We start from the raw sequence: 26,990 nt of genomic DNA, 5'->3' as shown, positions 1-26,990 counted from the left end.
CGCAGCTAGCGCACCCGTCTCTTCTTTGTCTTTGCCGCGTAGACCCGATGCACGAGTTCCGCGACGGCTTTGTAAAATACCGACGGGATGACACTATCCACCGAGACTTGCGCAAACATGGAGCGTGCAAGCGGCGGATCTTCGAAAATGGGGATGTCGTTCTCTCGGGCGATCTCTCGTATCTTGAGAGCGACAAGGTCTTGCCCTTTTGCGACGACGACCGGTGCCTCGTTCTCCTCGCGGACATACCGCAGTGCAACCGCGTAGTGAGTCGGGTTGGTGATCACCAGGGTTGCGCGCGGTACGTTGTTGATCATGCGACGGCGGGCGCGGTCGCGCGCGATCGAGCGCTGGCGCGATTTCACGATCGGGTCGCCCTGCGCCTGCTTGTATTCGTCCTTGATTTCCTGCTTCGTCATGCGCAGCTGGGTGTACCAGTGGTGGCGCGTCCAGAAGAAGTCGATGACGGCGAGAACGGCGGTCGCCATCAGAATTACGATCATGATCTTCTTCAGGATCGCCGCGAACTTGACGAAGATGACCTGCGGATCGGAGAACATCGCGTCGAGCGTGCCGAAATATTCGGATTTCAGCGCGAAGACCATGATGATCGAGACGATGACGATCTTGAACACCGACTTGCCGAACTCGACGAGGCCCGGAAGGCTGAAAAGGCGCTCCCAGCCCTTCACCAAAGAAATGCGCGAAGCCTGCGGCTTGATTCGCTCAAGCACGAAGCCCGGCATGTGCTGAATGACATTCGAGCCGACGCCGAACAGCATGAACAGCGCTACCGCCGGAAGCAGAAGGGCGCTCGCCTCCCAGCCAAGATGGGTAAAGAGCGAGATCACATCGGTCGCGGTGGCGATCTTCCATTGGTCGGGCTGCTCGAAAAGGTCGCGCAAGGTCTCGCCAAGCCGCGCCACGCCGGACGGCAGGAAGAAGACCAGATAGAAGTAGAAGGCCAGGGCAGAAGCAAAGATCGGGACTTCGCGTGATGACGGCGTGTTGCCTTTCTCCGCCGCGTCGCGAAGTTTTTTCTCTGTCGGGTCTTCTGTTTTGCTGTCCTTGTCCTGATCGTCGGACACGCCTTCTTCCCCTTTGGTCAGAAATGCACGGCAAGGCACCGCCTTTGCCGTCCTGCACTCCGTAGGCTTCGCCCGGATCCCGGTTCGGGCGCCGTCCGTTCATTCGGTCCGGCACCCGTCATCTGTGCCAAAAACGCTAGACGCCCGCCGATTGTCATTCAATCGGCGGGCGCGGCAGAGAGCGGGTTTTCAACAGCGGAGCGGGCTCAGGCGGCCTGCTGGTCGCCTTCGGCTTCCTTGAGCTGGATCTGGCCGGCATTGGCGAGACGGATCGCTTCCTGTGCGACGGCGCGACGGGCAATCGCGATTTCGCGCGGGTTGATGCCGGTCGTGCCCGTCGAGAGGTCCGATTCGATCATGCGGCGTGCGCGCGGGCTGATGGCCGAAAGCACGCATTCCTTGATCTCGGCGCTGGCGCCACGCAGCGCCATGGTGAGGATGTCGCCGGAGATGTCGTTGAGCAGCATGACACGGCTGCGCTGCGGCATGGCCAGCAGGTCCTCGAACAGGAAGATCTTCGGACGGACCTTGTTGACGGCGTCCTTGCTGATCGACTCGAGCGAGTTGAGCAGGGTATCGACTTCCGGCTTTTCCAGCTCGTTCATCAGTTCCGCCACCTTCGCCGAACCCGTCGAGTTGCGTTCGGCCTCGATCTCGGCAATCAGGTCGTGGACCCGGTTCTCGATGATCTGCGCCGCCTTGGGGCTGACGCCCTTCAGGTTGACGGTGCGGTTCATGATGTCGGCTCGACGGCTTTCCGGCAGCTTCAGCAGCACCTTGGCGCCGAAGGACGACGGCAGCATGGAAAGGATGTAGGCGACGGTCTGCGGATGCTCGCGCATCAGGAACTTGGCGATGAAATCCGGATCGGCGTCCTGCAGGCGGTCCCAGATCGACGACTCATAGGCCTGGAAGGCGGTTCGACGGCCGAGCAGGCCGTCGACTTCTTCCGGTGTCAGCCCCTCTTCGAGGATGCTCTCGATGGCCTTGGCGTTGTCCATGAGGCCTGCACCTTCGGTGAACAGGTCCTCGAATTCGTTGACGAGCTGCAGGAGTTCATCCGGCGGAATGGTCCTGAGCGTCTGCGCCGATGCGATGATCGTCTGCAGCTCAGCCTGGGTAAAGTATTTCAGCAGCTTTCCGGCCACGCCCTTTCCCATGGCAAGCAGGACGGCGGCCGCCTTGTCTGCCTGGGAAAGCGGCTTGCCCGTCATCGGGCCGCCGAAATCGTCAAAGTCCATCATGGTCTTTCCTCTCTGGCCCTGGGGTGGGGTCAGGACATCTTGCTACCCATTACTTCGATCAGCTTCACGCCGAAGCGCGTATCATCATTCTCCAGTACGGTAATCTCGCCGCGCGCGATGCGCCGGCCGTTCACCATGATTTCAACCGGTTCGCCGATCTTCTTGTCGAGCGCGATGATGGCGCCTTCCTCGAGATTCATCAAGCCGGAGACCTGCATGCGGCTGGAGCCGAGCACGATCTGGACCTCGATCGGAATGTCCATGATCAGGTCGAGATTGGCGGTCAGCGCGCTGCCCGGTTCCGGGCTGGCCGAAGCGGTGCTCGATCCGAACGAGGTGTCGCCGAAGCTCGAACCGCCGAAGCTGTCGGATCCGAAGTCGGTGGTCGGGCCGCCGATCGCGCCGCCGCCGAAATCGCTTTCGAAGGACGAAAGGGAATCCGAGCCAGCGCTGGGCATGGCGAAGTCGTCGCCGAGGCCGCCACCGAAGTCCGATCCGAGATCCGGCAGCGTGCCCTCGGCATCATTCTTCAGCACGCCACGCAGATCGTCGATCGCCTGGTCGAAATCGGTACCGCTGCCGGGCATCGCCAGCGCGTCGTCTTCGATAATGGGTGTCTTCTTCGTAGCCATGGATTTGATTATTCCCGTTGAAACTTGCCTCAACCTGCCTTGCCGTGAATGGCTCGGTTGAGGGGGCCTACCCCATCAAATGTTTTAGAATTTCATCTTCGCTGCTGATGTTGTCCTTCACCCGAACCGTGTAGTGGTCGCCGGCACGACCGAATTCGCAGCGATACATGTCCTTCCCGTTGGCGCTGACATTGACCATCACATCGCCCTTGTCGCGAAAGGCGATGACGTCGCCGGCGGCGAGGCGCGAGATGGTGTTGAGCGTCAGGGTCTGAAGACGGATCTTCGCCTCGAGGGTGATCTGCGAGCGGCGAACCTGCTCGGCGATCTGTTCGGCCCATTCCTTCTTGTTGCGCGACATCTGGCTCTTCGACTTCGGCACGGTGACCGTGGTCTTCAGAAGTGCCTTCTGCGGCACGACCAGGTAGAATTCGGAAGCCACGCTGCCGAGCTCGATCTTGAGCTTGATCGTCGCGGCGAATTCGTCGACGTGATCCGGTTCGGGCTTCGGCCGGTCCTCGGCATTGTGCGGACGCTCGATCAGCGGCTCGAAGCCGCCGGCGGCGTTTACGCCGGATCGCAGCACGTTGCCGATCTTGTCGAAGATCATCGCCGCCAGGTCGAGCTCGATGCGCGAGAGCGGCCGATGGATCGGCTCCTCGATCGTCTCGGGCAGGGCGCCGAGCAGGTTTTCCATCAGGGTGATGACGAAGCTGTTGCCGCAGGCAAGGGCAAAGCGCGGGCACCAGTTGCGCAGCTGGGTGTCAGCGAGAACGACATTGTCGCCGAGATCGGCGATCAGATCGTTCATCAGTCCGGTCTCGTGGCCCGCATAGCTCACTTCCATGGTGAGACCGGTTTCGCTGTGAAAGATGTCCGGCAGGAATTCGGTGTAGAGATCGCCGAACTCCGAGCAGAGCTTTTCGAGCGTCGCTCGGTCGCCAAGCGCCCCGGTGAGCCGCGCAAGCAGCGCCGGATCGATCGCCGGGGTCTTCGTTTTGGGTTCCGTCATCGTCATGCCGCCTTGCTGTCGCCGCCGCCGCCGGGATTCATCATTTCCTGCTCGACCGCGTCGATCGAAGGCCGCTCATAGGCGGAGATCGTCTTGCGGCCGTATTCGAGAGCCACCTGGGGAACGGAGCCGTTCATATAGGCAAGCAGCGTCTGCTTCACGATGATGTAGAGTCGGTGCTGCTTCGTGCGGACCACCTTGATCTGCGAAATCAGCGGGTTGCAGAGGCAGTAGGACAGGAAGATGCCGAGCATGGTGCCGACGAGTGCGGCACCGATCAGGCCGCCGAGCACTTCCGGCGATTCGTTGATCTTGCTCATCGCCTTGATAACCCCGAGAACGGCCGCGACGATACCGATGGCCGGGAAGCTGTCGCCCATCGCGGTAATCGCGTGATACGGCTTCATCTTGTCGTAGAGGATGGTGTTGATTTCCTCGTCCATCAGAGCCTCGATCTCATGGCTGCGGGCGTTGCCGATGATGATGAGGCGGACATAGTCGCAGATGAACGCGGTAAGTTCCTTGTTCTTCAGCACCGTCGGTGCGGCCTGGAAGATCGTGGATTCGTCCGGGTTGTCGATGTGGGCTTCGATCTCGTTGCGCGACTTGGTCCTGAGATCGCGCATCAGCGAATAGAGAACGCCGAGAACGTCGAGATAGGCGCGCTCCTTCGGGACGGCGTGCTTGAAGGCCTCACCCAGCGCCTTGCCGGAATCCTTCACCACCTTCATCGGGTTGGCCATGATGAAGCCGCCGACACCGGCACCGCCGATGATCATCAGCTCGAAGGGCTGCACGAGAACGTCCACATGGCCGCCCATGGCCATGAAGCCACCGAGGACACAGCCGACGGTTATGACAAATCCAATAATGATATTCATTTCGTGCCCGCATCTGAACGTTGCTTTTCAGACTAAGCGATACGGGCGCTTCCTTGCGTGAGGCTGAACCCCGGGCCTTCACGGTTTGTGAACCTACAGACAGCTTCGCGCAAGCCTTTTGCCCCAAGAAGAGCGATAACGGACGCATTTTCCGATTGTCCATATCGAAAGGCGCAACGACCGTGACGACGACCTATACGAGCTACAAGCTGATTACGCAGAACATTGACAAATCGATCGAGCGCGTCGCCGAAGCTCCGGATGTTGCGCGCGAGACCGAATACTATCTGGCGAACATCGGTAACGTGAAGTCGGTCGATGATTTCATGGCGGACACCCGTCTTTATAATTACGCGCTGAAGGCGCACGGCCTCGAGGACATGGGCTACGCCAAGGCACTCATCCGCAAGGTTCTGACTGAAGGCGTCGCGAACGAAGAAGCCTTTGCCAACCAGCTCAGCGACAATCGTTACGCCGATCTTGCGAAGACGTTCAACTTCGCCGCAGAAGGCGAGGCGGCGACGTCGTCCGAGGCAGCCCGCCAGGGCGTCGTCGACCTCTTCATGCGCCAGACGCTCGAACAGGATGCAGGCAACGACAATACCGGCGTCCGGCTGGCGCTCTATTTCGAGCGCAGCGCCTCCAAGATCAGTTCCGCCATGGACATCCTCGCCGACGACGCGCTCGCCGAAGTCGTTCGCACCACGCTCGGACTACCGGAAGGTTTCGCCGCCTCGGACATCGATGGCCAGGCGGCCTACCTGGAAAAGGCCCTCAACATCGAGGACTTCCAGGATCCGGAGAAGACCGGAAAATTCCTCGAGCGCTTCACCGCGATGTGGGAGCTGGACAATCCTTCGGAGACCTACGACCCGCTCGCGGTGTTCGGGGCCTCGTCCGGCCACGGCATTTCCGCGGACCTGCTCATTTCCATCAATTCCCTGAAACTCGGAGGCAGTTGAGTGCAATCCGGACTATACGTATCCCTCTCGTCCCAAATCGCTCTGGAACGTCGCCTGACGACCATCGCCGACAACATGGCCAACCTCAATACGGTTGGCTTTCGCTCTACCGAGGTCAAGTTCGACGAGGTGTTGAGCAAGACGCAGAACGACATCAACGCCAAGATCGCCTTCGTCAACCAGGGTAACGACTACCTGTCGACCAAGACGGGCGAGCTGGCCAACACCGGCAATACGCTCGACTTTGCAATCAAGGGTGACGCATGGTTCGCCCTCGAGACGCCGGAAGGTCAGGTCCTGACCCGCGACGGCCGCTTCACGATCAAGGATACCGGCGAACTCGTCTCGGTTCGCGGTTACCCGGTGCTCGACGCGGGCGGCGCCCCGATCCAGCTCAACCGTGGCGGCGGAACGCCGGTCGTCGGAGCCGACGGCAAGATCCTCCAGGACGACCGCCAGGTCGCATCTCTGGGCCTTTTCACGGCCGATATCAGCAAGGGTTTCATCCGCCACGACAATAGCGGCGTGACCACCGTCGACGAACCGCAACCCGTCGTCGACAATCCGGAAGTCTCCGTCCTGCAGGGCTATCTGGAAAATTCCAATGTCAACGGCATCGGCGAGATGACGCAGCTCATCCAGGTGAACCGCGCCTTCGAGAGCATCAGCTCGCTGATGCGCGACAGCGAAAGCTCGTTGAGCGAGGCCATCAAGGTACTCGGCGGCTCGAACTGACCTTGAGGCTCTGAAAAATGGCGGAAGAGATGTCGCAGATGCCTGTGCTATCCCCGAAACTGGCCCAGATGGCAGGCCTTGCCGCCCGCTACGCCAGTCCGGAATTCTCCGTGACCCATGGCGGTCACGTACGCACCATCGCGGCCGGCCACTACACGGTGACGGGCCTTTCCCGTCACGTACGGCTCGGCGAGTTCGTCGCCCATCGCAGCCGCACCGGTATCCATCTCGGCGAGGTTGTCCGCGTCGAGCCGGACCTTGCCTATGTCTGCCCTATCGAACCGGGTGAGCCGATCGGCATTCATGACGTGGTCATCCGCAAGGGTGCCTTCCGCGTGGCGCCTGGCGACAGTTGGTGCGGGCGCACCATCAACGCTCTGGGTGATCCGATCGATGGTCTCGGTCCGCTCGCTCCAGGCGACATGCGCCGCGCCATTGCCAACAGCGCCCCGTCGTCGATGACGCGCCGGCGAGTCGAGCAGGGTTTTCGTACCGGCGTTCGTGCGATCGACATCTTCTCGCCGCTCTGCCTCGGCCAGCGTCTCGGCATTTTCGCCGGCTCGGGTGTCGGCAAGTCGACGCTCCTGTCGATGCTTGCGCGGGCCGATGCCTTCGACAAGGTCGTGATCGCGCTGGTCGGCGAACGTGGCCGCGAAGTTCGTGAATTCATCGAGGATACGCTCGGTCCGAACATGGCCAAATCGGTTGCCGTCGTCGCAACCAGCGACGAAAGCCCAATGCTGCGCAAGATGGCGCCGCTGACCGCGATGACGATCGCCGAGCACTTCCGTGATCGCGGGGAAAACGTGCTGTTTATCGCTGACAGCGTGACGCGATTTGCCCACGCAATCCGCGAGGTTGCGACCGCAGCCGGCGAGGCTCCGATCGCCCGCGGTTATCCTGCTTCGGTCTTCACCGAACTGCCGCGACTGCTGGAGCGCGCAGGCCCGGGCGAGGAGGGAGCGGGGACGATCACCGCGATCATCTCGATCCTGGTCGACGGTGACAACCACAACGATCCGATCGCCGACTCCGTGCGCGGTATTCTCGACGGCCATATCGTGCTCGAGCGCAGTCTCGCCGACGAAGGACGCTACCCACCGATCAATCCTCTCACCTCGATTTCGCGACTGGCGCGCAAGGCCTGGAGCGGCGAGCAGGAAAAGCTCGTCTCCCGCCTCAAGACGCTGATCCATCGTTTCGAGGAAACCCGCGATCTCCGTCTCATCGGCGGTTATCGCGCCGGTAGCGATCCCGATCTCGACATGGCGATCAGGCAGGTGCCGGTGATCTATGACGTATTGAAACAGACGCCGGGCGACAAGCCGGCGGCAGATGCCTATGCCGATCTCGCGAATGCCTTGAAGGCCGCCCTCGGCGGCAATGCGGCGGCTGCAGGAAGAACGAGGTGAATATCGTGACCGAAATCGAAGCCGACGAACCCGTAGCACCGCTGAGGCCTGCACCGCAGGAACGTGGCCGGATTTCGCTGACGGACCGCATTCTGGGCGCCACCGGGGTGGCGCTCGCTTGCGCGGCCGCCTTCTTCCCCTGGTACGTTTTCTTCAACGAGGAGAAGTTCGGCGTTCGCGTGGCTAACTGGGAACGCACGCGCGACCTCCCGGAGGGGCCGGGCCGCAATGTCTTCAGCGTCTCGCCGCTTGCCCTCGTCGACAGGGACGACGACGGCACGCCGGGCGAAACCGGCGCTCAGGTTGACCCGCTGGTCACCGCGACCGTGTCGAAGCTCGGTGAGGAAAAGCTGAAAGGTCCCGAGAACCCGGAAGCGCAACCGTTCCCCGGCCGCAGCGGTTTCCGCCTGCTGCACGTCGCCAACGGTCGGGCTCTGATCGAGGATACATCGGGCATGTATATGGTGCGTGTCGGTTCGATCCTGCCGGACAACAGCCGCGTCGCGACGCTTGAACAGCGTGATGGCAAGTGGGTGATCGTGACCTCGACCGGTGAGGTTTACGAGAACAATTGATGGGAAGGCCCTTTGGGGCCCTCATGTCTCCGGCCTGTCCCGCTCGGCTTCCGCCGCATCCAGGGCGGCAATGACATCGGCATCGGTGAGTTGCGGAAAATGCCGGTAGCTGAAGCCGATCGCCCCCAACATGTGCATCGGCTCGAGGCGGACGATTTCATCCACGTCGTCCCGCAGGAGCGTGAGAGCGTCGTCTGACGCGACGGGCACTGCAAGCACGATCTTCCTCGGTTTTCGAGCCTTTAGGCCCTTGATCGCCGCACGCACAGTCGCGCCTGTGGCTATGCCGTCGTCGACGACGATTGCCAGGCGTCCCTCGACCGGCACGGGTTTGCGGCCGCCGAGATAGAGCGTGTGGCGGCGATGGATTTCCGCCAGCTCGCGCTCGGCGACCGCCTCGAATGTGGCATCATCCACCCCCGAAAATCCGATCACGCTCTCGTTCCTGACGGTTATCGGCCAGTCTCCGTCGACGATTGCCCCCATCGCGAGTTCGGGTTGCTCCGGCAGGCCGATCTTTCTCACCAGCAGCAGGGTCAGCGGCGCGGCAAGCCGGCGGGCGACAGGTAGGGCGACGTCCACCCCGCCGCGTGGCAGCGCGATGACCACCGCGTCTTCGTTCCGGAAGCGCTCGAGTGCGTCCGCAAGCCGTTCCCCGGCTTCGATCCTGTCCTTGAACGACATTGTCACGCGCCTCCTTCGCAAGCTTTCGACGGTCGAATGCCAGGCTTCTTCTTCCGTAAGTCCCACGCAAGTTTACCGCCCTAGGTTCAGGACAGAAAATGGCGGAGTAAAGTCTATGAACCCCATCCAGTTATTCAGCGTGGCATCCAGGCAGGCCGAATGGCTCGCCGTGCGCCAGGAGGTCGTGGCGGGCAACATTGCTAATGCCAACACCCCGAAATATCTGGCCAAGGATATTACGCCCTTCAGCGCGGTCCTGGATACCACGGCCATGACGCAGATGGCGCGGACCCAGCCCGGCCACATGGCCGCGAGCGACCTGACCGACGAGAACATCGCCGTCGAAGAGGCAGAACTCAACAACGAAATCGGCATGCAGGAATCCGGCAACTCCGTTTCGATCGCCGAGGAACTGACCAAGACCGGCGAAATCAAGCGCCAGAGCGAACTCAATACGTCGCTCGTCGCTTCCTTCCATCGCATGATGCTTATGACGGTGAAGAGATAAAAATGACTGATCCCTTGTCATCCGCCCTGAAGATTGCCGGCAGCGGCCTGGAAGTCCAGTCGACCCGCCTGCGCGTCGTCTCGGAAAACATCGCCAACGCCCGTTCGACTGGCGACACGCCCGGTGCCGATCCCTATCGCCGCAAGACGGTGACTTTCGGTACCGAACTGGACCGCGCAAGCGGAGTCGATCTGGTCAAGGTCAAGACCCTCGGCGTCGATGATTCCGACTTCATCGAGGAATACGAACCCGGTCATCCGGCAGCCGACGCAAACGGCGTCGTCAAGATGCCGAACGTCAACATGCTCATCGAGATGGGCGACATGCGGGAAGCAAACCGCACCTACGAAGCCAATCTCCAGACCGTCAAACAGACACGCGACCTGATTTCGCAGACCATCGCCCTTCTGAAGGCCTCACAATGATCGATCAAATCAATACCGTAAGTTCGCTGGCCAAGGCCGCAGGGCTCGGCTCCGTAACCACGGATGCCGTTAGTTCCTCTTCGTCCGCCATCGGCACGACCCCCGGCACGCAGACCGGCGTGAGCTTCGCCAGCGTTCTGGGAGAGATGGCAACCGGCGCCGTCAACAATCTGAAGCAGGCGGAGGCCACGTCCTTTGACGGGATTTCCGGCAAGGCCAACCCTCGCGAGGTCGTCGATGCGGTCCTCGCGGCAGAACAGTCGCTGCAAACGGCGATCGCGCTCCGGGACAAGATTGTCTCGGCCTATCTCGAAATAACGAAGATGCAGATCTAGCGGATTTGAGGACGAACACATGAGAGCGCTCGCCATCGCAGCTACCGGCATGGATGCCCAGCAGACCAATCTTGAGGTCATCGCGAACAACATCGCCAACATCAACACGACCGGCTACAAGCGCGCCCGCGCCGAGTTCGCCGATCTGCTCTACCAGACCGAACGGGCCCAGGGCGTGCCGAACCGCGCCAACCAGGCGATTGTGCCGGAAGGGGCCAATATCGGTCTTGGTGTTCAGACGGCTGCTGTCCGTAACATTCACACCCAGGGCGAGCTCGCACAGACGTCGAACGAACTCGACATGGCGCTCGTCGGTCGCGGTTGGTTCCAGATCGAATCGCCGGATGGCACGACGCTTTACAGCCGCTCCGGTGCCTTCAACACCAATGCCGACGGCCAGCTGGTGACGATCGACGGCTATGCTGTCGTCCCGGGCATCACCATTCCGCAGGACGCCAGCGAAGTTGTCGTGTCCCGCACCGGTCAGGTTTCGGCCCGCATCGGCAACAGCTCCGACTATACCGAACTCGGTCAGCTGACGATCGCGAACTTCGTCAACGAGGCCGGCCTGAAGCCGCTCGGCGACAACCTGTTCGCCGAAACCGCGGCATCGGGCGAAGCCATCGTGGCGGCGCCGGAAGATCCGGGCTTCGGCTACATCAAGCAGGGCTACCTCGAGTCGTCGAACGTCGATTCCGTCAAGGAAATCACGGACATGATTTCGGCCCAGCGCGCTTACGAAATGAACTCCAAGGTCATCCAGACCGCTGATGAAATGGCTCAGATCGTCAGCAAGAACCTGAAGTAAGAACGGAGGCGGGCAAACATGACGTTTCGCCAGATGATCAGATACTTGGTACGCGTGTCGGCCCCCTTGGCCGTTGCCGCATCGGTGCTTACGACAACCGGAGCCGCGCTTGCGCAGGGTCTTGCGGTCGTGCCGACGCAGACCATCTATCCTGGCGAAACCGTGTCCGCGTCCCAACTGGAAGAGGTAAAGGTCACCAATCCGAACCTGGCCGGAGGCTATGCTCGGTCGATCTCCGAGGTCGAGGGCATGGTTTCCAAGCGGACGCTGCTGCCGGGCCGGACCATCCCGGTCGCCAGCCTGCGCCCGCCCTACGCAATCAATCGCGGTGCCAACATCCGGCTGACCTTCACCATCGGAAACATGACCATCTCCGCATCGGGCACGCCGCTCACGGATGCCTCGATCGGCGATGTCATCAAGGTTCGCAATCTCGATTCGGGCGTAATCGTCACCGGCACCGTGCTGGCGGACGGAACAGTACAGGTGATGGCGAAATGAAGACTTTCCGTTTGTCCCGGATCGCGCTCGTCGCGTTCGCGGCGTTCCTCTGGCCCGTTCTCGGCGCCGAGGCCGCAGGCTCGCGTATCAAGGATATCGCCTCGCTGCAGTCCGGCCGTGACAACCAGCTGATCGGCTACGGCCTGATCGTTGGTCTCCAGGGGACCGGCGACAGTCTGCGCTCATCGCCCTTCACCGATCAGTCGATGCGTGCGATGCTGCAGAACCTCGGCATCTCGACACAGGGTGGCCAGTCCAATGCCAAGAACGTGGCGGCGGTCATGGTTACGGCCAACCTGCCGCCGTTCTCCAGCCCCGGCAGCCGCATCGACGCGACCGTCAGCTCGCTTGGCGACGCGACATCGCTGCGCGGCGGCACTCTCGTCATGACCTCGCTGACCGGTGCCGATGGCCAGATTTACGCCGTCGCTCAAGGATCCGTCATCGTTTCCGGCTTTAATGCCCAGGGCCAGGCAGCAAGCGTTCAGGAGGGCATCACGACCTCTGGCCGTGTGCCCAATGGTGCCATCATCGAGCGCGAGTTGCCGTCGAAGTTCAAGGATTCGGTCAATCTCGTCCTGCAGCTTCGCAACCCCGACTTCACCACTGCCATCCGCATCGCGGATACTGTCAACGCTTATGCCAAGGCGACCTATGGCGGGCCCATCGCCGAGTCGCGCGACAGCCAGGAAGTCGTGGTCCAGAAGCCGCGAACGGCTGATCTTGCGCGTCTGATGGCCGATATCGAGAACCTGCAGGTCGAGACCGATTCTCCGGCAAAGGTCGTCATCAACGAACGCACTGGCACGATCGTCATCGGCGCGGATGTGCGGGTGTCTAAGGTCGCGGTCAGCTACGGCACGCTGACCGTCCAGGTCACCGAGACGCCGCAGGTCATCCAGCCCGAACCCTTCTCGCGCGGCCAGACAGCGATCCAGGACCAGACCGACATCATGGCCGCGAAGACCGGCGACAAGATCGCCATCGTCGAAGGTCCGGATCTTCGGACCCTCGTCGCCGGCCTCAACAACATCGGCGTCAAGCCCGACGGCATCATCGCGATCCTCCAGGGTATCAAGTCGGCCGGCGCCCTGCAGGCGGAGCTCGTACTGCAATGACCACCACAAGACCTTCGCTCATGATCAAGTCGCACGCTCGCAATGTCCTTCTCGTTGGTGCGCTCGCCGCCCTGCCGTTGGCGTCGGGAAGTGCACAGGAACAGGCCGCCCCGGGCAAGGCGACGCAGGACGAGATCCAGCAGTTCTGCACCAGTATCGCCGACTCGGCGCGCGACCAGCGCTACCTGCTGCAGAAGCAGGAACTCGAAGAACTGCAGGCCGACGTCGACGCGCGTATCGCCGTGCTCGAAAAGCGGCGCGAGGAATACGAAGACTGGCTGTCCCGCCGCAATGCCTTCATGAAGCAGGCGGAGGGCAACCTCGTCGAGATCTACAAGAAGATGAAGCCCGATGCGGCCGCCCCCCAACTGCAGGAGATCGACACGATCCTCGCCGCGGCAATCATCATGAAGCTCCCGGCCCGCCAGTCGAGCCTCATCCTCAGCGAAATGAAGGCCGACAAGGCTGCCATGGTCGCGGCCATCATGTCGAGTGCCGGCGATCCGACCACTTCGAAGGACCCGTCATGATCAAGCGTTCCCCGGCAATCCTGGCCGTTCTGTTTCTGGCGGGTTGCCAGAGCCAGACCCTGAAGGAAATCGGCAACGCGCCGTCCATGTCGCCGATCGGCAGCGGTCTGCGTTACAGCCAGACCCCGCAGATGGCGCTTTATCCGAAGCAACCGCGTGCGGTGGCGAGCGGCTATTCTCTCTGGAGCGACAACCAATCGGCGCTGTTCAAGGACGCGCGCGCCTTGAACGTCGGCGACATCCTGACGGTCAACATCGAGATCAACGACAAGGCGTCCTTCAACAATGAAACGGACCGCAGCCGCACCAATTCGAGCGGCATAAACTGGTCGACCCAGGCCAACCTCTTCGGCACCGAAGTCCCCGCGACCACAGGTGACCTGAGCTCCGGTTCGGACACCAGCACGCAGGGCAAGGGCTCGACCGAGCGCTCCGAAAAGCTGAACCTGCTGGTGGCCGCCGTCGTGACGGGCATCCTGGAAAACGGCAACCTGCTGATCAGCGGTTCGCAGGAGGTCCGCGTCAACCACGAGATCCGGATCCTGAACGTCGCCGGTATCGTCCGTCCGCAGGACGTCGATGCGGAAAACACGATCTCCTACGAGCGTATCGCCGAAGCCCGCATTTCCTACGGCGGACGCGGTCGCCTGACGGAAGTCCAGCAGCCGCCGGTCGGTCAGCAGGTGGTCGATCTTTTCTCGCCGCTCTGACGCGCGCAACAAGGCAAGCTGGAAGGGACGGCAAGGCACATGGAACAGGCCGAAGCGACGGAACCGAAAAAGAAATCCGGCACGGTGATGCTGATTGCCGCGATCGCCGTGCTGACGCTCGTCGGCGGAGGAGGGGGCTGGGTAATCGGCTCCATGCTCGCGCCGAAGATCAAGGCCGTCGAGGATGCCAACAAGGCGGCAGAGGCGGAAGCCGCCAAGGCGGCCGGCGCGCATGGCGAGGGCAAGGCCGAGGAGGGGCTTCCCCACATCGCCACCGAGGCGAACGGCATCGTCCAGCTCGAGCCGATCACCACCAATCTCGCTTATCCCTCCGAAAACTGGATCCGGCTTGAGGTGGCACTGCTCTTCAACGGCGCCCCGGACGTTAAGATCGCCGAGGACGTTCATCAGGATATCCTTGCCTACCTGCGCACCGTTTCCCTCCAGCAGATCGAGGGCCCGCGCGGCTTCCAGTATTTGAAGGATGACATCCAGGAGCGTGTTGACCTTCGATCCGAAGGGCGCGTATCGAAGGTGATGTTCAGGACTTTTGTGATCGAATGATTCGGTTCCTCCTTCTTCTTGCCGTCATGACGATGGCGCCAGGGCTTGCTGCTGCGCAGCAACTGCCCACGGATCTTCTCAATGCGCCGATCGACGGTTCGGTCGCTGCTTGGATCATCCGTACCTTCGGTCTTCTGACGGTCCTCTCGGTTGCCCCCGGCATCCTCATCATGGTGACGAGCTTCCCGCGCTTCGTCATCGCCTTTTCGATCCTGCGTTCCGGCATGGGGCTCGCCTCCACCCCGTCCAACATGATCCTGACCAGCATGGCGCTGTTCATGACGTTCTACGTCATGGCGCCGACCATGGACCGGGCATGGACGGATGGCGTGCAGCCGCTGCTCGAGAACCGCATGAGCGAGGCGGACTCCGTGAAGGCAATCGCCGAACCGTTCCGCACCTTCATGGCCGCAAACACGCGCGACAAGGATCTGAAGCTCTTTGTCGACATCGCCAACGAACGCGGCCAGGCGACGATTTCCGATGACAAGATCGACTATCGCGTGCTCGTTCCCGCCTTCATGCTGTCGGAGATCCGCCGCGGTTTCGAAATCGGCTTCTTGATCATTCTGCCCTTCCTGGTCATCGACATGATCGTTGCGACGATCACCATGGCCATGGGTATGATGATGCTGCCGCCGACGTCGATCTCGCTGCCGTTCAAGATCCTCTTCTTCGTCCTCATCGACGGCTGGAACCTCCTGGTCGGAAGCCTCGTGCGCTCCTTTTCCTGACAGTTCGGAACACCCTCCGCGAAATCGTTTCTTCCTTGTTTACCATAGATTTGTCCAAGTTTACCGATCCCCGGTCGGTTAAGCTCTTGGCAATAATTGGCTGCGAGTTTGGTCCTCGTACAACAGGTCTGGTAGCCCAAGAAAAAGTTACCGAATGGCATGATGCCGAACTGTCGTGACCGGTAGTTTTTTTAGCCCGGTATGTCCCCCTCAGTATCTCGTTTTTAAGGGACAAACTAATGACCAGCATTCTCACCAACACCAGCGCAATGGCTGCGCTGTCCACGCTCCGCTCTATCGCTTCCGGCATGGAAGAAACCCAGGCTCGTGTCTCCTCCGGTCTGCGCGTCGGTTCCGCTTCGGACAACGCCGCTTACTGGTCGATCGCCACGACGATGAAGTCCGACAACATGGCCCTCTCGGCCGTTTCGGACGCTCTCGGCCTCGGCGCTGCAAAGGTTGACACCGCCTATTCCGGCATGGACTCGGCTATCGAAGTCGTCAAGGAAATCAAGGCCAAGCTCGTTGCCGCCACCGAAGACGGCGTCGACAAGACCAAGATCCAGGAAGAAATCACCCAGCTCAAGGACCAGCTGACCTCGATCGCTTCGGCAGCTTCGTTCTCGGGTGAAAACTGGCTCCAGGCTGACCTCGGTGGCACGGCCGGCACGGTCGCAAAGTCCGTCGTAGCCTCCTTCGTCCGCGCCGATGACGGCAGCGTTTCGGTCAAGAAGGTTGACTATGAGCTGAACACCGACAACGTGCTGTTCGACAACACCGGTGCAGGCGGCATTCTTGACAAGACCTACAACGTCACCTCGAATTCTGTCACTCTTTCCGTTAACACCGACGGTGCTTCCGCAGAGGTAACCGTTGCTGCTTACACAGTGGACGACCTGATCGCTCTCAACGCGACGTTCACGACCAACACGACGGCAGCGGGCAAGACCACTCAGCTCGCTGATGCTGCAGGCACGTTCTATGTCAAGATCGATGACACCACCTGGGTTCAGGCGGTTGATGTCACCGGCACGGGCCAGGAAACCGTTCATGATGAGGGCGGCACCTACTACGGTGTAGATACGGCCAACCTTCCGGCTTCCGTCGCCGCTCCGTCCTCGATCGAGAACCTCGACATCACCGGTCTGACCCCGGCACAGCTCGATGCCATGATCTCCGGCGTCGACGAAGCGTTGACCGACATGACCAGCGCGGCTGCAGCACTTGGCTCGATCTCCTCGCGCATCGACATGCAGAACGAGTTCGTCAACTCGCTCTCGGACTCGATCGACAAGGGTGTCGGCCGTCTCGTCGACGCCGACCTGAACGAAGAATCGACCCGCCTGAAGGCCCTGCAGACCCAGCAGCAGCTCGCCATCCAGTCGCTGTCGATCGCAAACTCCGACACGCAGAACGTCCTGTCGCTCTTCCGCTAATAGCGCGAAGCCGGCCAACTTTCTGGTCCTGAGAAAAGAAGCCGCGTCCGGAAACGGGTGCGGCTTTATTATTGTTTTAAGCCTTTCGTGTTACGCGCGCGTACCCGTTAAGGCTGTGCTGCCATTTTTCCCCGAATCGTGAAAATTCTCGTTTCGTTTAGCGCTTCATTAACCTTACTGCCGTTTACTGGCTCCATCGAAACGGCGAGTTAACCTGAAAAATTAAGGGGTTGATAAGCATGACGCTGTGCGCCGTTTCCGGTGAAGCCGGAATGTCCCTTCACAGTAAGCCAATAGGGGCAATGCAACTATGACTAGCATTTTGACCAACGTCGCAGCAATGGCTGCGCTCTCTACCCTTCGTTCGATTTCCTCGGGCATGGAAGAAACGCAGGATCGCGTCTCCTCCGGTCTGCGCGTCGGTTCCGCTTCGGACAACGCCGCTTACTGGTCGATCGCCACGACGATGAAGTCCGACAACATGGCCCTCTCGGCCGTTTCGGACGCTCTCGGCCTCGGCGCTGCAAAGGTTGACACCGCCTATTCCGGCATGGACTCGGCTATCGAAGTCGTCAAGGAAATCAAGGCCAAGCTCGTTGCTGCGACCGAAGACGGCGTCGACAAGGCCAAGATCCAGGAAGAAATCGACCAGCTGAAGGATCAGCTGTCCTCGATCGCCCAGGCAGCTTCGTTCTCGGGTGAAAACTGGCTCCAGGCTGACCTCGGTGGCACGGCCGGCACGGTCGCAAAGTCCGTCGTGGCCTCCTTCGTCCGCGCCGAGGACGGCAGCGTTTCGGTCAAGAAGGTTGATTATGAGCTGAACACCGACAACGTGCTGTTCGACAACACCGGTGCAGGCGGCATTCTTGACAAGACCTACAACGTCACCTCGAATTCTGTCACTCTTTCCGTTAACACCGACGGTGCTTCCGCAGAGGTAACCGTTGCTGCTTACACAGTGGACGACCTGATCGCTCTCAACGCGACGTTCACGACCAACACGACGGCAGCGGGCAAGACCACTCAGCTCGCTGATGCTGCAGGCACGTTCTATGTCAAGATCGATGACACCACCTGGGTTCAGGCGGTTGATGTCACCGGCACGGGCCAGGAAACCGTTCATGATGAGGGCGGCACCTACTACGGTGTAGATACGGCCAACCTTCCGGCTTCCATCGCCGCTCCGTCCTCGATCGAGAACCTCGACATCACCGGTCTGACCCCGGCACAGCTCGATGCCATGATCTCCGGCGTCGACGAAGCGTTGACCGACATGACCAGCGCGGCTGCGGACCTCGGTTCGATCGGCATGCGCATCGACTTGCAGACCGAGTTCGTCAACTCGCTCTCGGACTCGATCGACAAGGGTGTTGGCCGACTCGTCGACGCCGACCTGAACGAAGAATCGACCCGCCTGAAGGCCCTGCAGACCCAGCAGCAGCTCGCCGTTCAGTCGCTGTCGATTGCCAACTCTTCTTCGGAAGTCATTCTGTCGCTCTTCCGCTAATCCTAGCGCATCGAGCCGAATTCGGGTCGCGCCCTTCCGGGGCGCGGCCCTTTTTCATTTTGGTAATCTTTTTATTGGGCCGTTTAAGGTTTGTTAACCAACACCGTCTTAACTGCAACCATCGAAACGATGGGTTAACCTAGACGAAGAAACGGTTAACGGCATAAGGCCTCCCCATCGTTCCCGGCTGATCCGGGATGTCCCTCTATCTAGCCAATTTCAGGGGCAAATATCATGACCAGCATTTTGACGAACAACGCCGCAATGGCGGCACTGCAGACACTCCGCTCCATCGACGACAGCATGGAACGCACCCAGGCACGGGTATCGTCGGGCCTGCGCGTCGGTACCGCTTCCGACAACGCCGCCTACTGGTCGATCGCGACCACCATGCGTTCCGACAACATGGCGCTCTCCGCCGTCCAGGACGCCCTCGGCCTCGGCGCAGCAAAGGTGGACACCGCCTATTCTGCGATGGAAACCGCAGTTGAAGTGGTCAAGGAAATCAAGGCCAAGATGGTCGCCGCCACGGAAGAAGGCGTTGACCGCTCCAAGATCCAGGAAGAGATCGCCCAGCTGCAGGAACAGCTGCGCACGATCTCGTCGGCCGCATCCTTCTCCGGTGAAAACTGGCTCCAGGCCGACCTCTCCGGTGGCTCAGTTTTCAAGAACGTCGTTGGTTCCTTCGTCCGCGCCGAAGACGGTTCGGTCTCGGTCAAGAAGATAGACTACGAACTCAATGGCGATACCGTGCTCTTCGACACCGTCGGCGACACCGGCATCCTCGATCGCACCTACAACGTTTCCCAGAACGCCGTCACGCTGGATGTCAACACCAATGGTGTCGTCACCTCCCAGACGGTAGCCGCTTACACCATCGACCAACTGATCGGCTCGGCTGCAACCTTCACCACCAACACCGTTGGCAGCACGACGACCCAGCTTGCCCAGGCAACCGCCGACCTGATCGTCGGTGGCGTCACCGTCATCACCAACGGCAGCTACTTCGTCCAGGCCGACGCGGACACCTGGGTCCTCGCCACGGACGTGACTGGTACCGGCCAGGAGGCACTGCACGACGAGGCTGGTGTCTACTATGGTGTTGATACGGCAAATCTGCCGGCCACCAACATCCCGGCGCCGAATTCGATCGATACCGTGGACATCACCACCCTCACCAACGACGAACTTGACGTCATGGTCAGCGCCGTCGATCTCGCCCTCGAAACTGTCATCAGCGCAAGCTCCGATCTCGGTTCGATCGCCATGCGCATTGGCATGCAGGAAGAGTTCGTTGCTTCGCTGACCGACTCGATCGACTCCGGTATCGGCCGTCTCGTCGATGCCGATATGAACGAGGAATCGACCCGCCTGAAAGCCCTGCAGACCCAGCAGCAGCTCGCCATCCAGTCGCTGTCCATCGCCAACACCGCTTCCGAAAACATCCTGACGCTCTTCCGTCAGTAACCGGCGCCCTCGGCTAAGGGCGACTTCGTCCCGGCCTGACATGTCGGATGTGTTCGGTGAGACCCGCGCCTCGAAAGGGCGCGGGTTTTCCTTTATTGCCTTGCGCGAAACTGTACGTGTTTCCGATTTTGCTATCGTTAGCACTTTCTGGACTTGCCAATGAAAGCAACGATTTGTTAACTGCCACCGTTAACGATTTGTTAACGGTGACGGGGACGACGCAGCTTTGCGTCTTGTCAGCATGATGCCCTCCTGTCGCCTCCGGCGTGTCCGCCGGATGTGATTTCATTGAGAATTGGGGCATCAGATGACCAGTATTATGACCAATGCTGCGGCGATGGCTGCACTCCAGACGCTTCGGACCATCGACACGAATCTGGAAACCACGCAGCGGCGAGTGTCGTCCGGCTACAGGGTTGAGACCGCGGCCGACAATGCTGGCTACTGGTCGATCGCCACCACCATGCGTTCTGACAATGCGGCACTCTCGACCGTCGCCGACGCGCTGGGCCTTGGCGCCGCGACCGTCGATACGGCCTACACGGCGCTCGACAACGTCATCGACGTGATGACCCAGATCAAGGCCAAATTGGTCGCGGCAAGCGAGCCGGGCGTCGACAAGGAAAAGATTAACGAGGAAATGAAACAGCTGAAGAACCAGCTGGTTTCCTCGGCGCAATCGGCATCCTTCTCCGGCGAGAACTGGCTCTACAATACCAATCCGGCTGCGCTTGGCACCAAGCAGGTCGTGTCGTCCTTCGTGCGCGGTGCCGATGGCTCCGTGGAGGTGACGACCCTCAATTTCGATACCGCCGAGTCCGTGCTGCTCGATAGCTTCGATGCGTCGCGCGGGTTTCTGACCAAGGATATCGATGCGGATGCCCTGATGTCGACCCCGACAGGCACCGCCCGCAACTACTTCCTCCTCGATATTTCCTCGACCACGCCGGCGACCGGCACCGAGATCGAGATCAGCATGGCGACCACCGACGACGAACTGAGCGACATGATCAGCGTCGTGGAAGAACTTCTGGGCCAGCTGACCGACGCCGCATCGACGCTCGGTGCCATCACCAGTCGCATCGAGATGCAGGACAGCTTCGTGTCCAACCTGATGGACGTTATCGACAAGGGTGTCGGTCGTCTGGTCGATGCCGACATGAACGAGGAATCGACCCGCCTGAAGGCCCTGCAGACGCAGCAGCAGCTCGGCATCCAGGCCCTGTCGATCGCCAACACCAATGCGGAAAACATCCTGACCCTGTTCAAGTAAGGCGCGGGTTCGCTTGCCGCCGGCATCCGGCGGCAGTCCGCGTTCGAGGCTTGAAGAGGAGCACGCTCGGCCGGGTCCGGCGCCTTCCACCTTCATCCTCGCACAAGTTTGGACTTCTAGGTTCGGTCGAGGCAAATGGCGGTTTCGCCAGGCGCGGGTGAAAATTCAGCGAAGGCGAACCTGGCTTTGAGTGGCATGATGAAATTGCGCGTCGCAAATATCCTTGAACGTTCAACGGTGCTCACCCATCGCGCTGACCGGAAACCGGCCTTCCACGTCATTGGAGTCGATCGTCGATGAGCATGCCGCTCGCCCACTATCTCAAGGATTTCTCGGCGCAGGTGCCGTCAAGCCCTGCACCGGACCTCGTCGGTTCTGATTTCGGTGCGCCTGATCTCGGATCCTTCGATCTCGATTTTCCTGCGGCGCCAGAGCCGGAACCTGTCGACGTCGAGGCCGTGCGTCGCGAGGCTTACGCGGAAGGGTTTGAGGCCGCGACACGTGAACTCACCGAGAAATTCGCCGCCGAAAGACTGGCGAGCGACGCGGCGAACGACGAGGCGATCTCACAGTTGCAGACGCGTCTCGCCGAGGATTCCGCGAGACTGGTGGCCGATGGCCTGAAGAAGTTGTCGTCAGACCTCGCTCTTTCTGTCAGCGAGCAGGCGGTCGCGGCTCTGGTGCCCTTCCTTGAGAAGGAAGTGGCAGACAAGGCGACGGCCGACCTCGCGGATCTGTTGAAAGCTGCGCTCGCTGAAGGTGAAGCCGGCACAATTACGGTCAAGGGACCGAAGAAACTGTTCGATCTTCTGGCTGGCCATATGCAGGAAGCAGCCGCCGGCCTGCGCCATGTCGAGGCCGAAGATCTCGATTTGTCCGTTGATGTCGCCGGTACGGTCCTCGTGACCCGTATCTCGGCCTTCGCGGCTAGCTTGAAGAAGGTGCTGGGATGAGCGAAGGCGAGAACCACCACCACGGCAAGAACGAAATCGTCATCATCAAGCGACATGGCGGCGGCGATCATGACGGCGCCCATGGCGGCGCCTGGAAGATCGCCTATGCCGACTTCATGACCGCAATGATGGCATTCTTCTTGGTGATGTGGCTGGTCAACGCGGCCAATGAGGAGACCAAGGCCTCTGTCGCGAGTTATTTCAACCCGATCAAGCTCTCCGACGAGAAGCCGACGGAAAAGGGGTTGAAGAAGCCGGTCGATCAGGCCGAGGGTGAGCAGAAGCAGGAGCGCTCGCAGGTCGAGGAAGAGCAACAGACGGTGGGCGCGGCCGCTGCGAGTGGTGAAGACCAGACTGCGAGTTCCGGCGATCAGGCCAACTACTCCGAAGCCGACTTTTTCGAAAATCCCTATTCGGTCCTGGCGGAAATTGCCCAGGAAGTCGGCCAGCAGGCCAATGTCAGCGCCAAGGGCGAGGGCGGTGCGGCGGACTCCGGTCCCTCGACCGGTGCAGAAGGCGGCGAAGCCTATCGCGACCCGTTCGATCCTGATTTCTGGACTCAGCAGGTCCAGTCGACCAAGGGCAAGCCGGGCAAGCAGGAAACCCTGCCGACCCCCGTCGAGAACACCGACCCGACCAAAACCGAGGAGCAGGTCGCCCTCGCCACGCCAGATCAGAAGTCCGAGCCAGACGAAAAGCCGGACGATCCGCTCGCCGAAGTAATCGAGCAGAGCGCCACGACGAAATTGCCTGACGACGGCAAGGAAACGAAGACCGAGACCGAACAGGCAACCGCGCCGAAGAGCGAGGAAGAACAGTTCGTCGCTGACCTCGAGGCCAAGGAGAAGGTCGCCAAGGATCTGAAGACCGAGATCGAAAAGGAGATCGGCGGCGTTTCCGGAAAGCTCGCCGAGGGCCTGATCGTCAAGCCGGCCGAAGGCGGAATGCTGGTGACGATCACCGACCAGTCCGACACGCCGATGTTCAACGTCGGTTCCGCGGTGCCGCGCAAGGAAATGGTGCTGGCCATGGAGCGGATCGGCAAGCTGCTGCAGAAGCGTCCCGGTGCGATCGTCATTCGCGGTCATACCGACGGCCGTCAGTTCAAGGGAACGGAGAACGACAACTGGCGTCTGTCGATGTCGCGCGCCCATAGTGCCTACTACATGCTGCTCAAGGGTGGCTTGGCCGAGGATCGGGTGGAGCAGGTGTCCGGCTTTGCCGACCGCCGCCTGCAGGTGCCCGAGGATCCGCTCGCCGATGCCAACCGTCGCATCGAGATCCTGATTCAAGCAGATCAGGGGTGACGATATGCGGCGCCTGAGACTGCCAGCGCTCGTGCCTGCCTTGGCCCTCCTCGCAACGATGGGGGGCGTTGGCGCACATGCCCAGGATCTCGATAACATCGATCCCTACAAGATGTTGCGCTCGCTGCAATTCGTGCAGGATTCGGTTGTCCTCGGTGACCACTCGGCCGCCGAGATGCAGCGTTTCATGCTGGAGACGATCGACAAGCGCCTGCGGAATGCCGAATCCGGCGTGTTCGAGGAGCCGCGCAACGTCGATGCCGCGCTTATCTATGCGATGAGTGGCGGTAATCCGGCGACCCTCGAATTTCTCGTGGCGCGCGACGTCGACGGCAATTTCGACGATCGGGTCACGGACGCGTTGCGCAAGTATCTCTCCGGCAAGGGCACACTCATTGCCAAGAGTCTCGGCGACATGGCCACGGAGTATCGTGGCAGCAAGATCGCGCCCTACCTTGCCCTCGTCGCCGGCAATGTCTCCATTTCCCGTGATCCCACCGCTGCGTTGAAGTTCTACGATTGGGCTCGTCTCACGGCGCCGGGGACGATCGTCGAGGAGGCGGCCTTGCGCCGTTCGCTGGCCGTTGCCGTGGAAGGTGGCATGGTGGACAAGGCGTCCGGTTACGCGAACCGCTATGCGCGGCGCTTTCTCCATTCGCCGTACGCAAGCCAGTTCGCCGATCTCTTCGTTCAGTTGGTTGTCGAGCACAACGACGCCTTTAGCCAGGACACCATTGACGAAACCCTCGCCCACATGGATTCCGACCGCCAGCGTGAGGTCTATCTGCGCATAGCCCGTCAGGCGGCGATCAAGGGCAAGAACGAACTGGCCCGGTCGTCCGCTGATAAGGCGCGCATCCTGTCGGGTACGGCGGAAGGCGCTGACGCCCTGGCCAACCTCTATGGGGGGCTCGCCGGCATACCGACCAATGAGGTGAGCGCGGCGATCGCGGCCATCGCGGCAATTCCAGACGAGACCCTGTCCCCCTCGGATCGCGCCCTCCGTGACGCTGCCGCGGCGATTGGGGAGGAGGTTCTGCGCAAGCCGGTTGCCGCTCCCGCGGTGGAAAGCCCGGCGCAAGTTCAAGAGCCGAGTATATCAGGCAGCGGTGATGTACCTGCTTCGGCAGCGTCAGAAGAGACGCAGCAGAACCCGGTGGCGGAAGGACAGCAGGATCCGAAGGCGCAGATGCCTGCGGCTCCTGCGGAAGCCGCGGCCAAGGCCGAGGCACCGCAGACAGCAAGTGAAAAAGACCAGGATCCGGAGTTCCGCTCTTTCGTCGATACGGGCCGCACCAAGCTCGATGCGATCGACAAGCTCCTGAACGAAGAAGGCACCGACTGATGATAGACCCGGCCATGGCCCCCAAAGTTTCGACGCCCGACACTACGGCCTATTCAAGCGCGGCGGCGGCGAAGGCGGACAATTCGGCCGGCAACGGGTTCTATGATGCATTGTCGACGGCGGGTCATCACGACCGGCACCGTCAGGATGCCGACACCGAGGCACAGCCGTCGGCCACTGGCGAAACCCCAACCGGAGATCAGACGGGTGAAGTCTCTTCTGACAATACGCGCAAGCCGCTGATCGAGATCGCTCGTACGGCGATTTCGCGGGCACTGAACAATGCGGACGGCAAGGAGCAGTCGGAGGTCGGCAAGACCGGTCAGGAGACTGCGGATGGCGTGACCGAAGCCGATACCCGCAAGTCTGCAAAGGTTGCGATCGGTAACGACACCGCGTCCCATGGCGGCGCTCAGGCGACGGTCCTTGACGGCGCACAGCGCGCTGCCGTCGCCAAGCATGCCCAATCGGTCAAATCCGAAAAGTCCGACAAGACGGTGGACGACGCGGAAACGGTTGAAGGTGCCGACCAGGATGACACGGGTGCCGCATCCGCGGAGCTGAACGAAGTTCTGAGCCTTCTTTCGGGTGGTGCGGCCGATGCCGCCCAGGCCAATGTCCAGGTTCACCAGGCAGGGCGCAACTCTGCGCAGCACGCTGCGAACGGTCTCGACAATGAGGCTGCGCTGGCGGCGGCCATCGGAAAAGCGGAAAGACACTCCGACACCAGTGATGCAGCCGAGCTGGCCGCAAATGCGGATACCGAGCAGGGCGCTGACGCTACGGAAACGGATCGATCTTTCCGCTTCCTGCGGGCCGACGGCAAGGGGCAGGCCCTGTCGATGCGCACCAGCGCGGCCGAGGGCGAGCCGGTCAAGGTTGAAGCGGGTTCCGCCAAGGATGGCGGCGCGCCCATCGCCGTGCTCGAGGCTCGTCGTTACATCGCCCCTGCATCCGGCAATGCGGTGGGCATTACGGCAGCCCTGATGGGCGACGGCGAGTGGGCAAGCGCCATGGCGCCCGGTTCCGAGCTGGCCAATGCAGCGACGCAGTCGAGCTCCGGCAAGGTCGTGAATACGCTCAAGTTGCAGATGAGCCCAATCGAACTCGGCAATGTCACGGCAACGCTCAGGTTGACCGGCGAGGAGCTCTCGGTCCAGCTGACGGTGGAAACCCACGCTGCCTACAAGCAGTTGAGCGACGATCAGAGCGACATGCTGAAGGCTCTCAGAGCCCAGGGCTTCGCTGTTGACCAGATCCAGGTCAGTCTGGCCGTGAGCAGCGCGGACCGCACCGATTCCGCCCAGACGGGCGGCCAGGGCCAGCAGACGGGCCAGCAGGCATCGCAGAGCGGCAACCAGGGTGGCAACGGCAGTGGCGAGCGCCGCATGGCGGCAGAACGTCAGGAAACGGCCAATCAGACGGGGACGATGGCAGATGGCGCGAGCACGGTTCAAACAGTCTCTGGCGGGTCTGGCTCTTCTCGCCCTGGCCACGTCTATCTCTGAGGCCGGCGCTTCCACAGGAGCCTGTGAGCGGGAGATCCGCGCCGCTGCCGAGAAGTACCAGATCCCGGAGGGTATCCTCTATTCTGTCGGTCTGACGGAGACAGGGCGCAAGGGCTCGCTTCAAGCCTTTGCACTCAACGTGGAGGGCAAGGCCATGTACTTCGACAGCGAGGGGGATGCGCTGCAGGCCTTCTCGATCGCTCGGCAACAGGGTGCCAAGCTGATCGATGTGGGGTGCATGCAGATCAACCAGCACTTCCACGGAGAGCATTTCTCTTCGGTTCAAGCGATGTTCAATCCGCGCGCAAATGTCGAGTACGCGGCGCGCTTTCTCAACAACCTGCACGTTCGTCATGAAACCTGGACGATGGCAGTGGCCCGCTACCATGCGGGGCCCAACAACGACCCTGCACAGAAGCGATACGTGTGTCGGGTGATCGCCAATCTGGTGGCGACCGGCTATGGCAAATGGACCGCCAACGCCCAGAAATTTTGCGGTGACTAACCATATTTGGGGCTAGACAGCCACGAAAGTGCCGATTTGCTACATTGTGTCCAGAATGTGGAAGATGGTTAATTGCGCGGAGCTACATTAACCATTCGTTAACTTCTGCGCGCAAAAATAGTGCCTATAAAACAATAAAGCCACTATATGTAGTTCAAATCGGCACAAAAATCTTAATCAATTATTAACTTCCACCATTAACATCATCTAGTTGTCCGTGAATCCCCCGAT

At 61.0% G+C, this 26,990-nt stretch carries 29 protein-coding genes; 23 read left to right on the top strand and 6 right to left on the bottom strand.

The window, feature by feature from the left end; translation table 11 throughout:
- Positions 1-5: 5 nt before the first annotated feature.
- The 5 genes from flhB to motA form a co-directional block, all read right to left on the bottom strand.
- Positions 6-1,088: a flagellar biosynthesis protein FlhB gene (gene flhB, locus HHL25_RS12235; RefSeq protein ID WP_169590816.1), complete on the bottom strand. Its 1,083-nt coding sequence runs from the start codon at positions 1,086-1,088 to the stop codon at positions 6-8.
- Between the two features lie 206 nt (positions 1,089-1,294).
- Positions 1,295-2,332 (bottom strand): flagellar motor switch protein FliG, encoded by a 1,038-nt coding sequence (gene fliG, locus HHL25_RS12230; protein WP_169590814.1) that lies wholly within the window; start codon positions 2,330-2,332, stop codon positions 1,295-1,297.
- A 29-nt stretch (positions 2,333-2,361) separates the two neighbouring features.
- Entirely contained in the window at positions 2,362-2,964 is a 603-nt protein-coding gene (gene fliN / locus HHL25_RS12225) for a flagellar motor switch protein FliN (RefSeq protein WP_169590812.1), read from the bottom strand.
- Between the two features lie 67 nt (positions 2,965-3,031).
- Positions 3,032-3,982: a FliM/FliN family flagellar motor switch protein gene (locus tag HHL25_RS12220; protein ID WP_169590810.1), complete on the bottom strand. Its 951-nt coding sequence runs from the start codon at positions 3,980-3,982 to the stop codon at positions 3,032-3,034.
- Positions 3,979-4,857 carry a flagellar motor stator protein MotA gene (gene motA / locus HHL25_RS12215; protein ID WP_169590808.1) on the bottom strand — a complete coding sequence of 293 codons (879 nt, stop codon included), beginning with the start codon at positions 4,855-4,857 and terminating at the stop codon, positions 3,979-3,981. The genes HHL25_RS12220 and motA overlap by 4 nt, the downstream gene beginning before the upstream one ends.
- Positions 4,858-5,039: 182 nt before the next feature.
- Between motA and HHL25_RS12210 the strand changes: the two genes are divergently transcribed.
- Genes HHL25_RS12210 through HHL25_RS12195 form a run of 4 tightly spaced genes read left to right on the top strand, consistent with a single transcriptional unit; the run spans position 5,040 to position 8,541 of the window.
- The gene (locus HHL25_RS12210) at positions 5,040-5,819 is read left to right on the top strand and encodes a DUF1217 domain-containing protein (protein ID WP_169592843.1); all 780 of its coding nucleotides are present in this window, start codon (positions 5,040-5,042) and stop codon (positions 5,817-5,819) included.
- Positions 5,820-6,554, top strand: coding sequence for a flagellar basal-body rod protein FlgF (gene flgF, locus HHL25_RS12205; RefSeq protein WP_169590806.1), 735 nt, complete (start codon positions 5,820-5,822; stop codon positions 6,552-6,554).
- A 38-nt stretch (positions 6,555-6,592) separates the two neighbouring features.
- The gene (gene fliI, locus HHL25_RS12200) at positions 6,593-7,966 is read left to right on the top strand and encodes a flagellar protein export ATPase FliI (RefSeq protein ID WP_390624508.1); all 1,374 of its coding nucleotides are present in this window, start codon (positions 6,593-6,595) and stop codon (positions 7,964-7,966) included.
- A gap of 5 nt (positions 7,967-7,971) precedes the next feature.
- Positions 7,972-8,541: a flagellar protein gene (locus tag HHL25_RS12195; protein ID WP_169590801.1), complete on the top strand. Its 570-nt coding sequence runs from the start codon at positions 7,972-7,974 to the stop codon at positions 8,539-8,541.
- Between the two features lie 21 nt (positions 8,542-8,562).
- Here the strand turns inward: HHL25_RS12195 and HHL25_RS12190 are convergent, their stop codons facing one another.
- Complete coding sequence (locus HHL25_RS12190; RefSeq protein ID WP_169590799.1) at positions 8,563-9,225, bottom strand: phosphoribosyltransferase; 663 nt, start codon at positions 9,223-9,225, stop codon at positions 8,563-8,565.
- A gap of 115 nt (positions 9,226-9,340) precedes the next feature.
- On the opposite strand from HHL25_RS12190, the gene flgB reads away from it, so the two are divergent.
- From flgB to HHL25_RS12095, 19 genes are all read left to right on the top strand, one after another.
- Positions 9,341-9,733: a flagellar basal body rod protein FlgB gene (gene flgB / locus HHL25_RS12185; RefSeq protein ID WP_169590796.1), complete on the top strand. Its 393-nt coding sequence runs from the start codon at positions 9,341-9,343 to the stop codon at positions 9,731-9,733.
- 2 nt (positions 9,734-9,735) lie between these two features.
- Complete coding sequence (gene flgC, locus HHL25_RS12180) at positions 9,736-10,158, top strand: flagellar basal body rod protein FlgC (protein WP_169590794.1); 423 nt, start codon at positions 9,736-9,738, stop codon at positions 10,156-10,158.
- Positions 10,155-10,493, top strand: coding sequence for a flagellar hook-basal body complex protein FliE (locus HHL25_RS12175; protein WP_169590791.1), 339 nt, complete (start codon positions 10,155-10,157; stop codon positions 10,491-10,493). The genes flgC and HHL25_RS12175 overlap by 4 nt, the downstream gene beginning before the upstream one ends.
- Positions 10,494-10,512: 19 nt before the next feature.
- On the top strand, positions 10,513-11,301 hold the full coding sequence (gene flgG / locus HHL25_RS12170; protein WP_169590789.1) for a flagellar basal-body rod protein FlgG: 789 nt from the start codon (positions 10,513-10,515) through the stop codon (positions 11,299-11,301).
- A gap of 18 nt (positions 11,302-11,319) precedes the next feature.
- Entirely contained in the window at positions 11,320-11,802 is a 483-nt protein-coding gene (gene flgA / locus HHL25_RS12165; RefSeq protein ID WP_169590786.1) for a flagellar basal body P-ring formation chaperone FlgA, read from the top strand.
- Positions 11,799-12,920 (top strand): flagellar basal body P-ring protein FlgI, encoded by a 1,122-nt coding sequence (locus tag HHL25_RS12160; RefSeq protein WP_169590784.1) that lies wholly within the window; start codon positions 11,799-11,801, stop codon positions 12,918-12,920. Before flgA ends, HHL25_RS12160 begins: the two co-directional genes overlap by 4 nt.
- A complete protein-coding gene (locus HHL25_RS12155) occupies positions 12,917-13,450 on the top strand; it encodes a MotE family protein (RefSeq protein WP_246701791.1) in 534 nt (177 codons plus the stop codon). Before HHL25_RS12160 ends, HHL25_RS12155 begins: the two co-directional genes overlap by 4 nt.
- The gene (gene flgH / locus HHL25_RS12150) at positions 13,447-14,160 is read left to right on the top strand and encodes a flagellar basal body L-ring protein FlgH (RefSeq protein WP_169590781.1); all 714 of its coding nucleotides are present in this window, start codon (positions 13,447-13,449) and stop codon (positions 14,158-14,160) included. The genes HHL25_RS12155 and flgH overlap by 4 nt, the downstream gene beginning before the upstream one ends.
- Positions 14,161-14,199: 39 nt before the next feature.
- Positions 14,200-14,724 (top strand): flagellar basal body-associated FliL family protein, encoded by a 525-nt coding sequence (locus HHL25_RS12145; protein WP_169590779.1) that lies wholly within the window; start codon positions 14,200-14,202, stop codon positions 14,722-14,724.
- Positions 14,721-15,458: a flagellar type III secretion system pore protein FliP gene (gene fliP / locus HHL25_RS12140; protein ID WP_169590777.1), complete on the top strand. Its 738-nt coding sequence runs from the start codon at positions 14,721-14,723 to the stop codon at positions 15,456-15,458. The genes HHL25_RS12145 and fliP overlap by 4 nt, the downstream gene beginning before the upstream one ends.
- Before the next feature lie 239 nt (positions 15,459-15,697).
- Positions 15,698-16,894, top strand: coding sequence for a flagellin N-terminal helical domain-containing protein (locus tag HHL25_RS12135; RefSeq protein WP_169590775.1), 1,197 nt, complete (start codon positions 15,698-15,700; stop codon positions 16,892-16,894).
- Positions 16,895-17,204: 310 nt separating this feature from the next.
- Positions 17,205-18,401, top strand: a complete 1,197-nt coding sequence (locus tag HHL25_RS12130) for a flagellin N-terminal helical domain-containing protein (protein ID WP_169590772.1) — start codon at positions 17,205-17,207, stop codon at positions 18,399-18,401.
- A 234-nt stretch (positions 18,402-18,635) separates the two neighbouring features.
- Positions 18,636-19,868 carry a flagellin N-terminal helical domain-containing protein gene (locus tag HHL25_RS12125; protein WP_169590770.1) on the top strand — a complete coding sequence of 411 codons (1,233 nt, stop codon included), beginning with the start codon at positions 18,636-18,638 and terminating at the stop codon, positions 19,866-19,868.
- A 307-nt stretch (positions 19,869-20,175) separates the two neighbouring features.
- Complete coding sequence (locus HHL25_RS12120; RefSeq protein WP_169590767.1) at positions 20,176-21,141, top strand: flagellin N-terminal helical domain-containing protein; 966 nt, start codon at positions 20,176-20,178, stop codon at positions 21,139-21,141.
- Between the two features lie 296 nt (positions 21,142-21,437).
- Positions 21,438-22,094, top strand: coding sequence for a GTPase (locus HHL25_RS12115; protein ID WP_169590764.1), 657 nt, complete (start codon positions 21,438-21,440; stop codon positions 22,092-22,094).
- The gene (locus HHL25_RS12110) at positions 22,091-23,401 is read left to right on the top strand and encodes a MotB family protein (protein ID WP_169590762.1); all 1,311 of its coding nucleotides are present in this window, start codon (positions 22,091-22,093) and stop codon (positions 23,399-23,401) included. The genes HHL25_RS12115 and HHL25_RS12110 overlap by 4 nt, the downstream gene beginning before the upstream one ends.
- Before the next feature lie 4 nt (positions 23,402-23,405).
- Positions 23,406-24,746, top strand: a complete 1,341-nt coding sequence (motC, locus tag HHL25_RS12105) for a chemotaxis protein MotC (RefSeq protein WP_169590760.1) — start codon at positions 23,406-23,408, stop codon at positions 24,744-24,746.
- Positions 24,747-24,760: 14 nt separating this feature from the next.
- Entirely contained in the window at positions 24,761-26,254 is a 1,494-nt protein-coding gene (gene fliK, locus HHL25_RS12100) for a flagellar hook-length control protein FliK (RefSeq protein ID WP_169590758.1), read from the top strand.
- Complete coding sequence (locus tag HHL25_RS12095; RefSeq protein WP_169590756.1) at positions 26,184-26,759, top strand: transglycosylase SLT domain-containing protein; 576 nt, start codon at positions 26,184-26,186, stop codon at positions 26,757-26,759. The genes fliK and HHL25_RS12095 overlap by 71 nt, the downstream gene beginning before the upstream one ends.
- Positions 26,760-26,990: the final 231 nt, after the last annotated feature.

The organism is Rhizobium terricola (assembly GCF_012927355.1).
Classification (GTDB): Bacteria; Pseudomonadota; Alphaproteobacteria; order Rhizobiales; family Rhizobiaceae; genus Allorhizobium; species Allorhizobium terricola.
The sequence above is the reverse complement of the archived record's forward strand: the minus strand, read 5'-3'. Positions and strand labels throughout refer to the sequence as shown.

Coding starts and splice junctions, on each gene's coding strand:
- motC (WP_169590760.1), top strand. CDS start 23,406: ATGCGGCGCCTGAGACTGCCAGCGCTCGTGCCTGCCTTGGCCCTCCTC.
- fliI (WP_390624508.1), top strand. CDS start 6,593: ATGCCTGTGCTATCCCCGAAACTGGCCCAGATGGCAGGCCTTGCCGCC.
- fliN (WP_169590812.1), bottom strand. CDS start 2,964: ATGGCTACGAAGAAGACACCCATTATCGAAGACGACGCGCTGGCGATG.
- HHL25_RS12095 (WP_169590756.1), top strand. CDS start 26,184: ATGGCGCGAGCACGGTTCAAACAGTCTCTGGCGGGTCTGGCTCTTCTC.
- flgH (WP_169590781.1), top strand. CDS start 13,447: ATGATCAAGCGTTCCCCGGCAATCCTGGCCGTTCTGTTTCTGGCGGGT.
- HHL25_RS12155 (WP_246701791.1), top strand. CDS start 12,917: ATGACCACCACAAGACCTTCGCTCATGATCAAGTCGCACGCTCGCAAT.
- HHL25_RS12135 (WP_169590775.1), top strand. CDS start 15,698: ATGACCAGCATTCTCACCAACACCAGCGCAATGGCTGCGCTGTCCACG.
- HHL25_RS12160 (WP_169590784.1), top strand. CDS start 11,799: ATGAAGACTTTCCGTTTGTCCCGGATCGCGCTCGTCGCGTTCGCGGCG.
- HHL25_RS12220 (WP_169590810.1), bottom strand. CDS start 3,982: ATGACGATGACGGAACCCAAAACGAAGACCCCGGCGATCGATCCGGCG.
- flgA (WP_169590786.1), top strand. CDS start 11,320: ATGACGTTTCGCCAGATGATCAGATACTTGGTACGCGTGTCGGCCCCC.
- HHL25_RS12190 (WP_169590799.1), bottom strand. CDS start 9,225: ATGTCGTTCAAGGACAGGATCGAAGCCGGGGAACGGCTTGCGGACGCA.
- flgB (WP_169590796.1), top strand. CDS start 9,341: ATGAACCCCATCCAGTTATTCAGCGTGGCATCCAGGCAGGCCGAATGG.
- HHL25_RS12175 (WP_169590791.1), top strand. CDS start 10,155: ATGATCGATCAAATCAATACCGTAAGTTCGCTGGCCAAGGCCGCAGGG.
- fliP (WP_169590777.1), top strand. CDS start 14,721: ATGATTCGGTTCCTCCTTCTTCTTGCCGTCATGACGATGGCGCCAGGG.
- HHL25_RS12125 (WP_169590770.1), top strand. CDS start 18,636: ATGACCAGCATTTTGACGAACAACGCCGCAATGGCGGCACTGCAGACA.
- fliG (WP_169590814.1), bottom strand. CDS start 2,332: ATGATGGACTTTGACGATTTCGGCGGCCCGATGACGGGCAAGCCGCTT.
- flgC (WP_169590794.1), top strand. CDS start 9,736: ATGACTGATCCCTTGTCATCCGCCCTGAAGATTGCCGGCAGCGGCCTG.
- HHL25_RS12110 (WP_169590762.1), top strand. CDS start 22,091: ATGAGCGAAGGCGAGAACCACCACCACGGCAAGAACGAAATCGTCATC.
- HHL25_RS12120 (WP_169590767.1), top strand. CDS start 20,176: ATGACCAGTATTATGACCAATGCTGCGGCGATGGCTGCACTCCAGACG.
- motA (WP_169590808.1), bottom strand. CDS start 4,857: ATGAATATCATTATTGGATTTGTCATAACCGTCGGCTGTGTCCTCGGT.
- HHL25_RS12145 (WP_169590779.1), top strand. CDS start 14,200: ATGGAACAGGCCGAAGCGACGGAACCGAAAAAGAAATCCGGCACGGTG.
- HHL25_RS12115 (WP_169590764.1), top strand. CDS start 21,438: ATGAGCATGCCGCTCGCCCACTATCTCAAGGATTTCTCGGCGCAGGTG.
- flgG (WP_169590789.1), top strand. CDS start 10,513: ATGAGAGCGCTCGCCATCGCAGCTACCGGCATGGATGCCCAGCAGACC.
- HHL25_RS12130 (WP_169590772.1), top strand. CDS start 17,205: ATGACTAGCATTTTGACCAACGTCGCAGCAATGGCTGCGCTCTCTACC.
- fliK (WP_169590758.1), top strand. CDS start 24,761: ATGGCCCCCAAAGTTTCGACGCCCGACACTACGGCCTATTCAAGCGCG.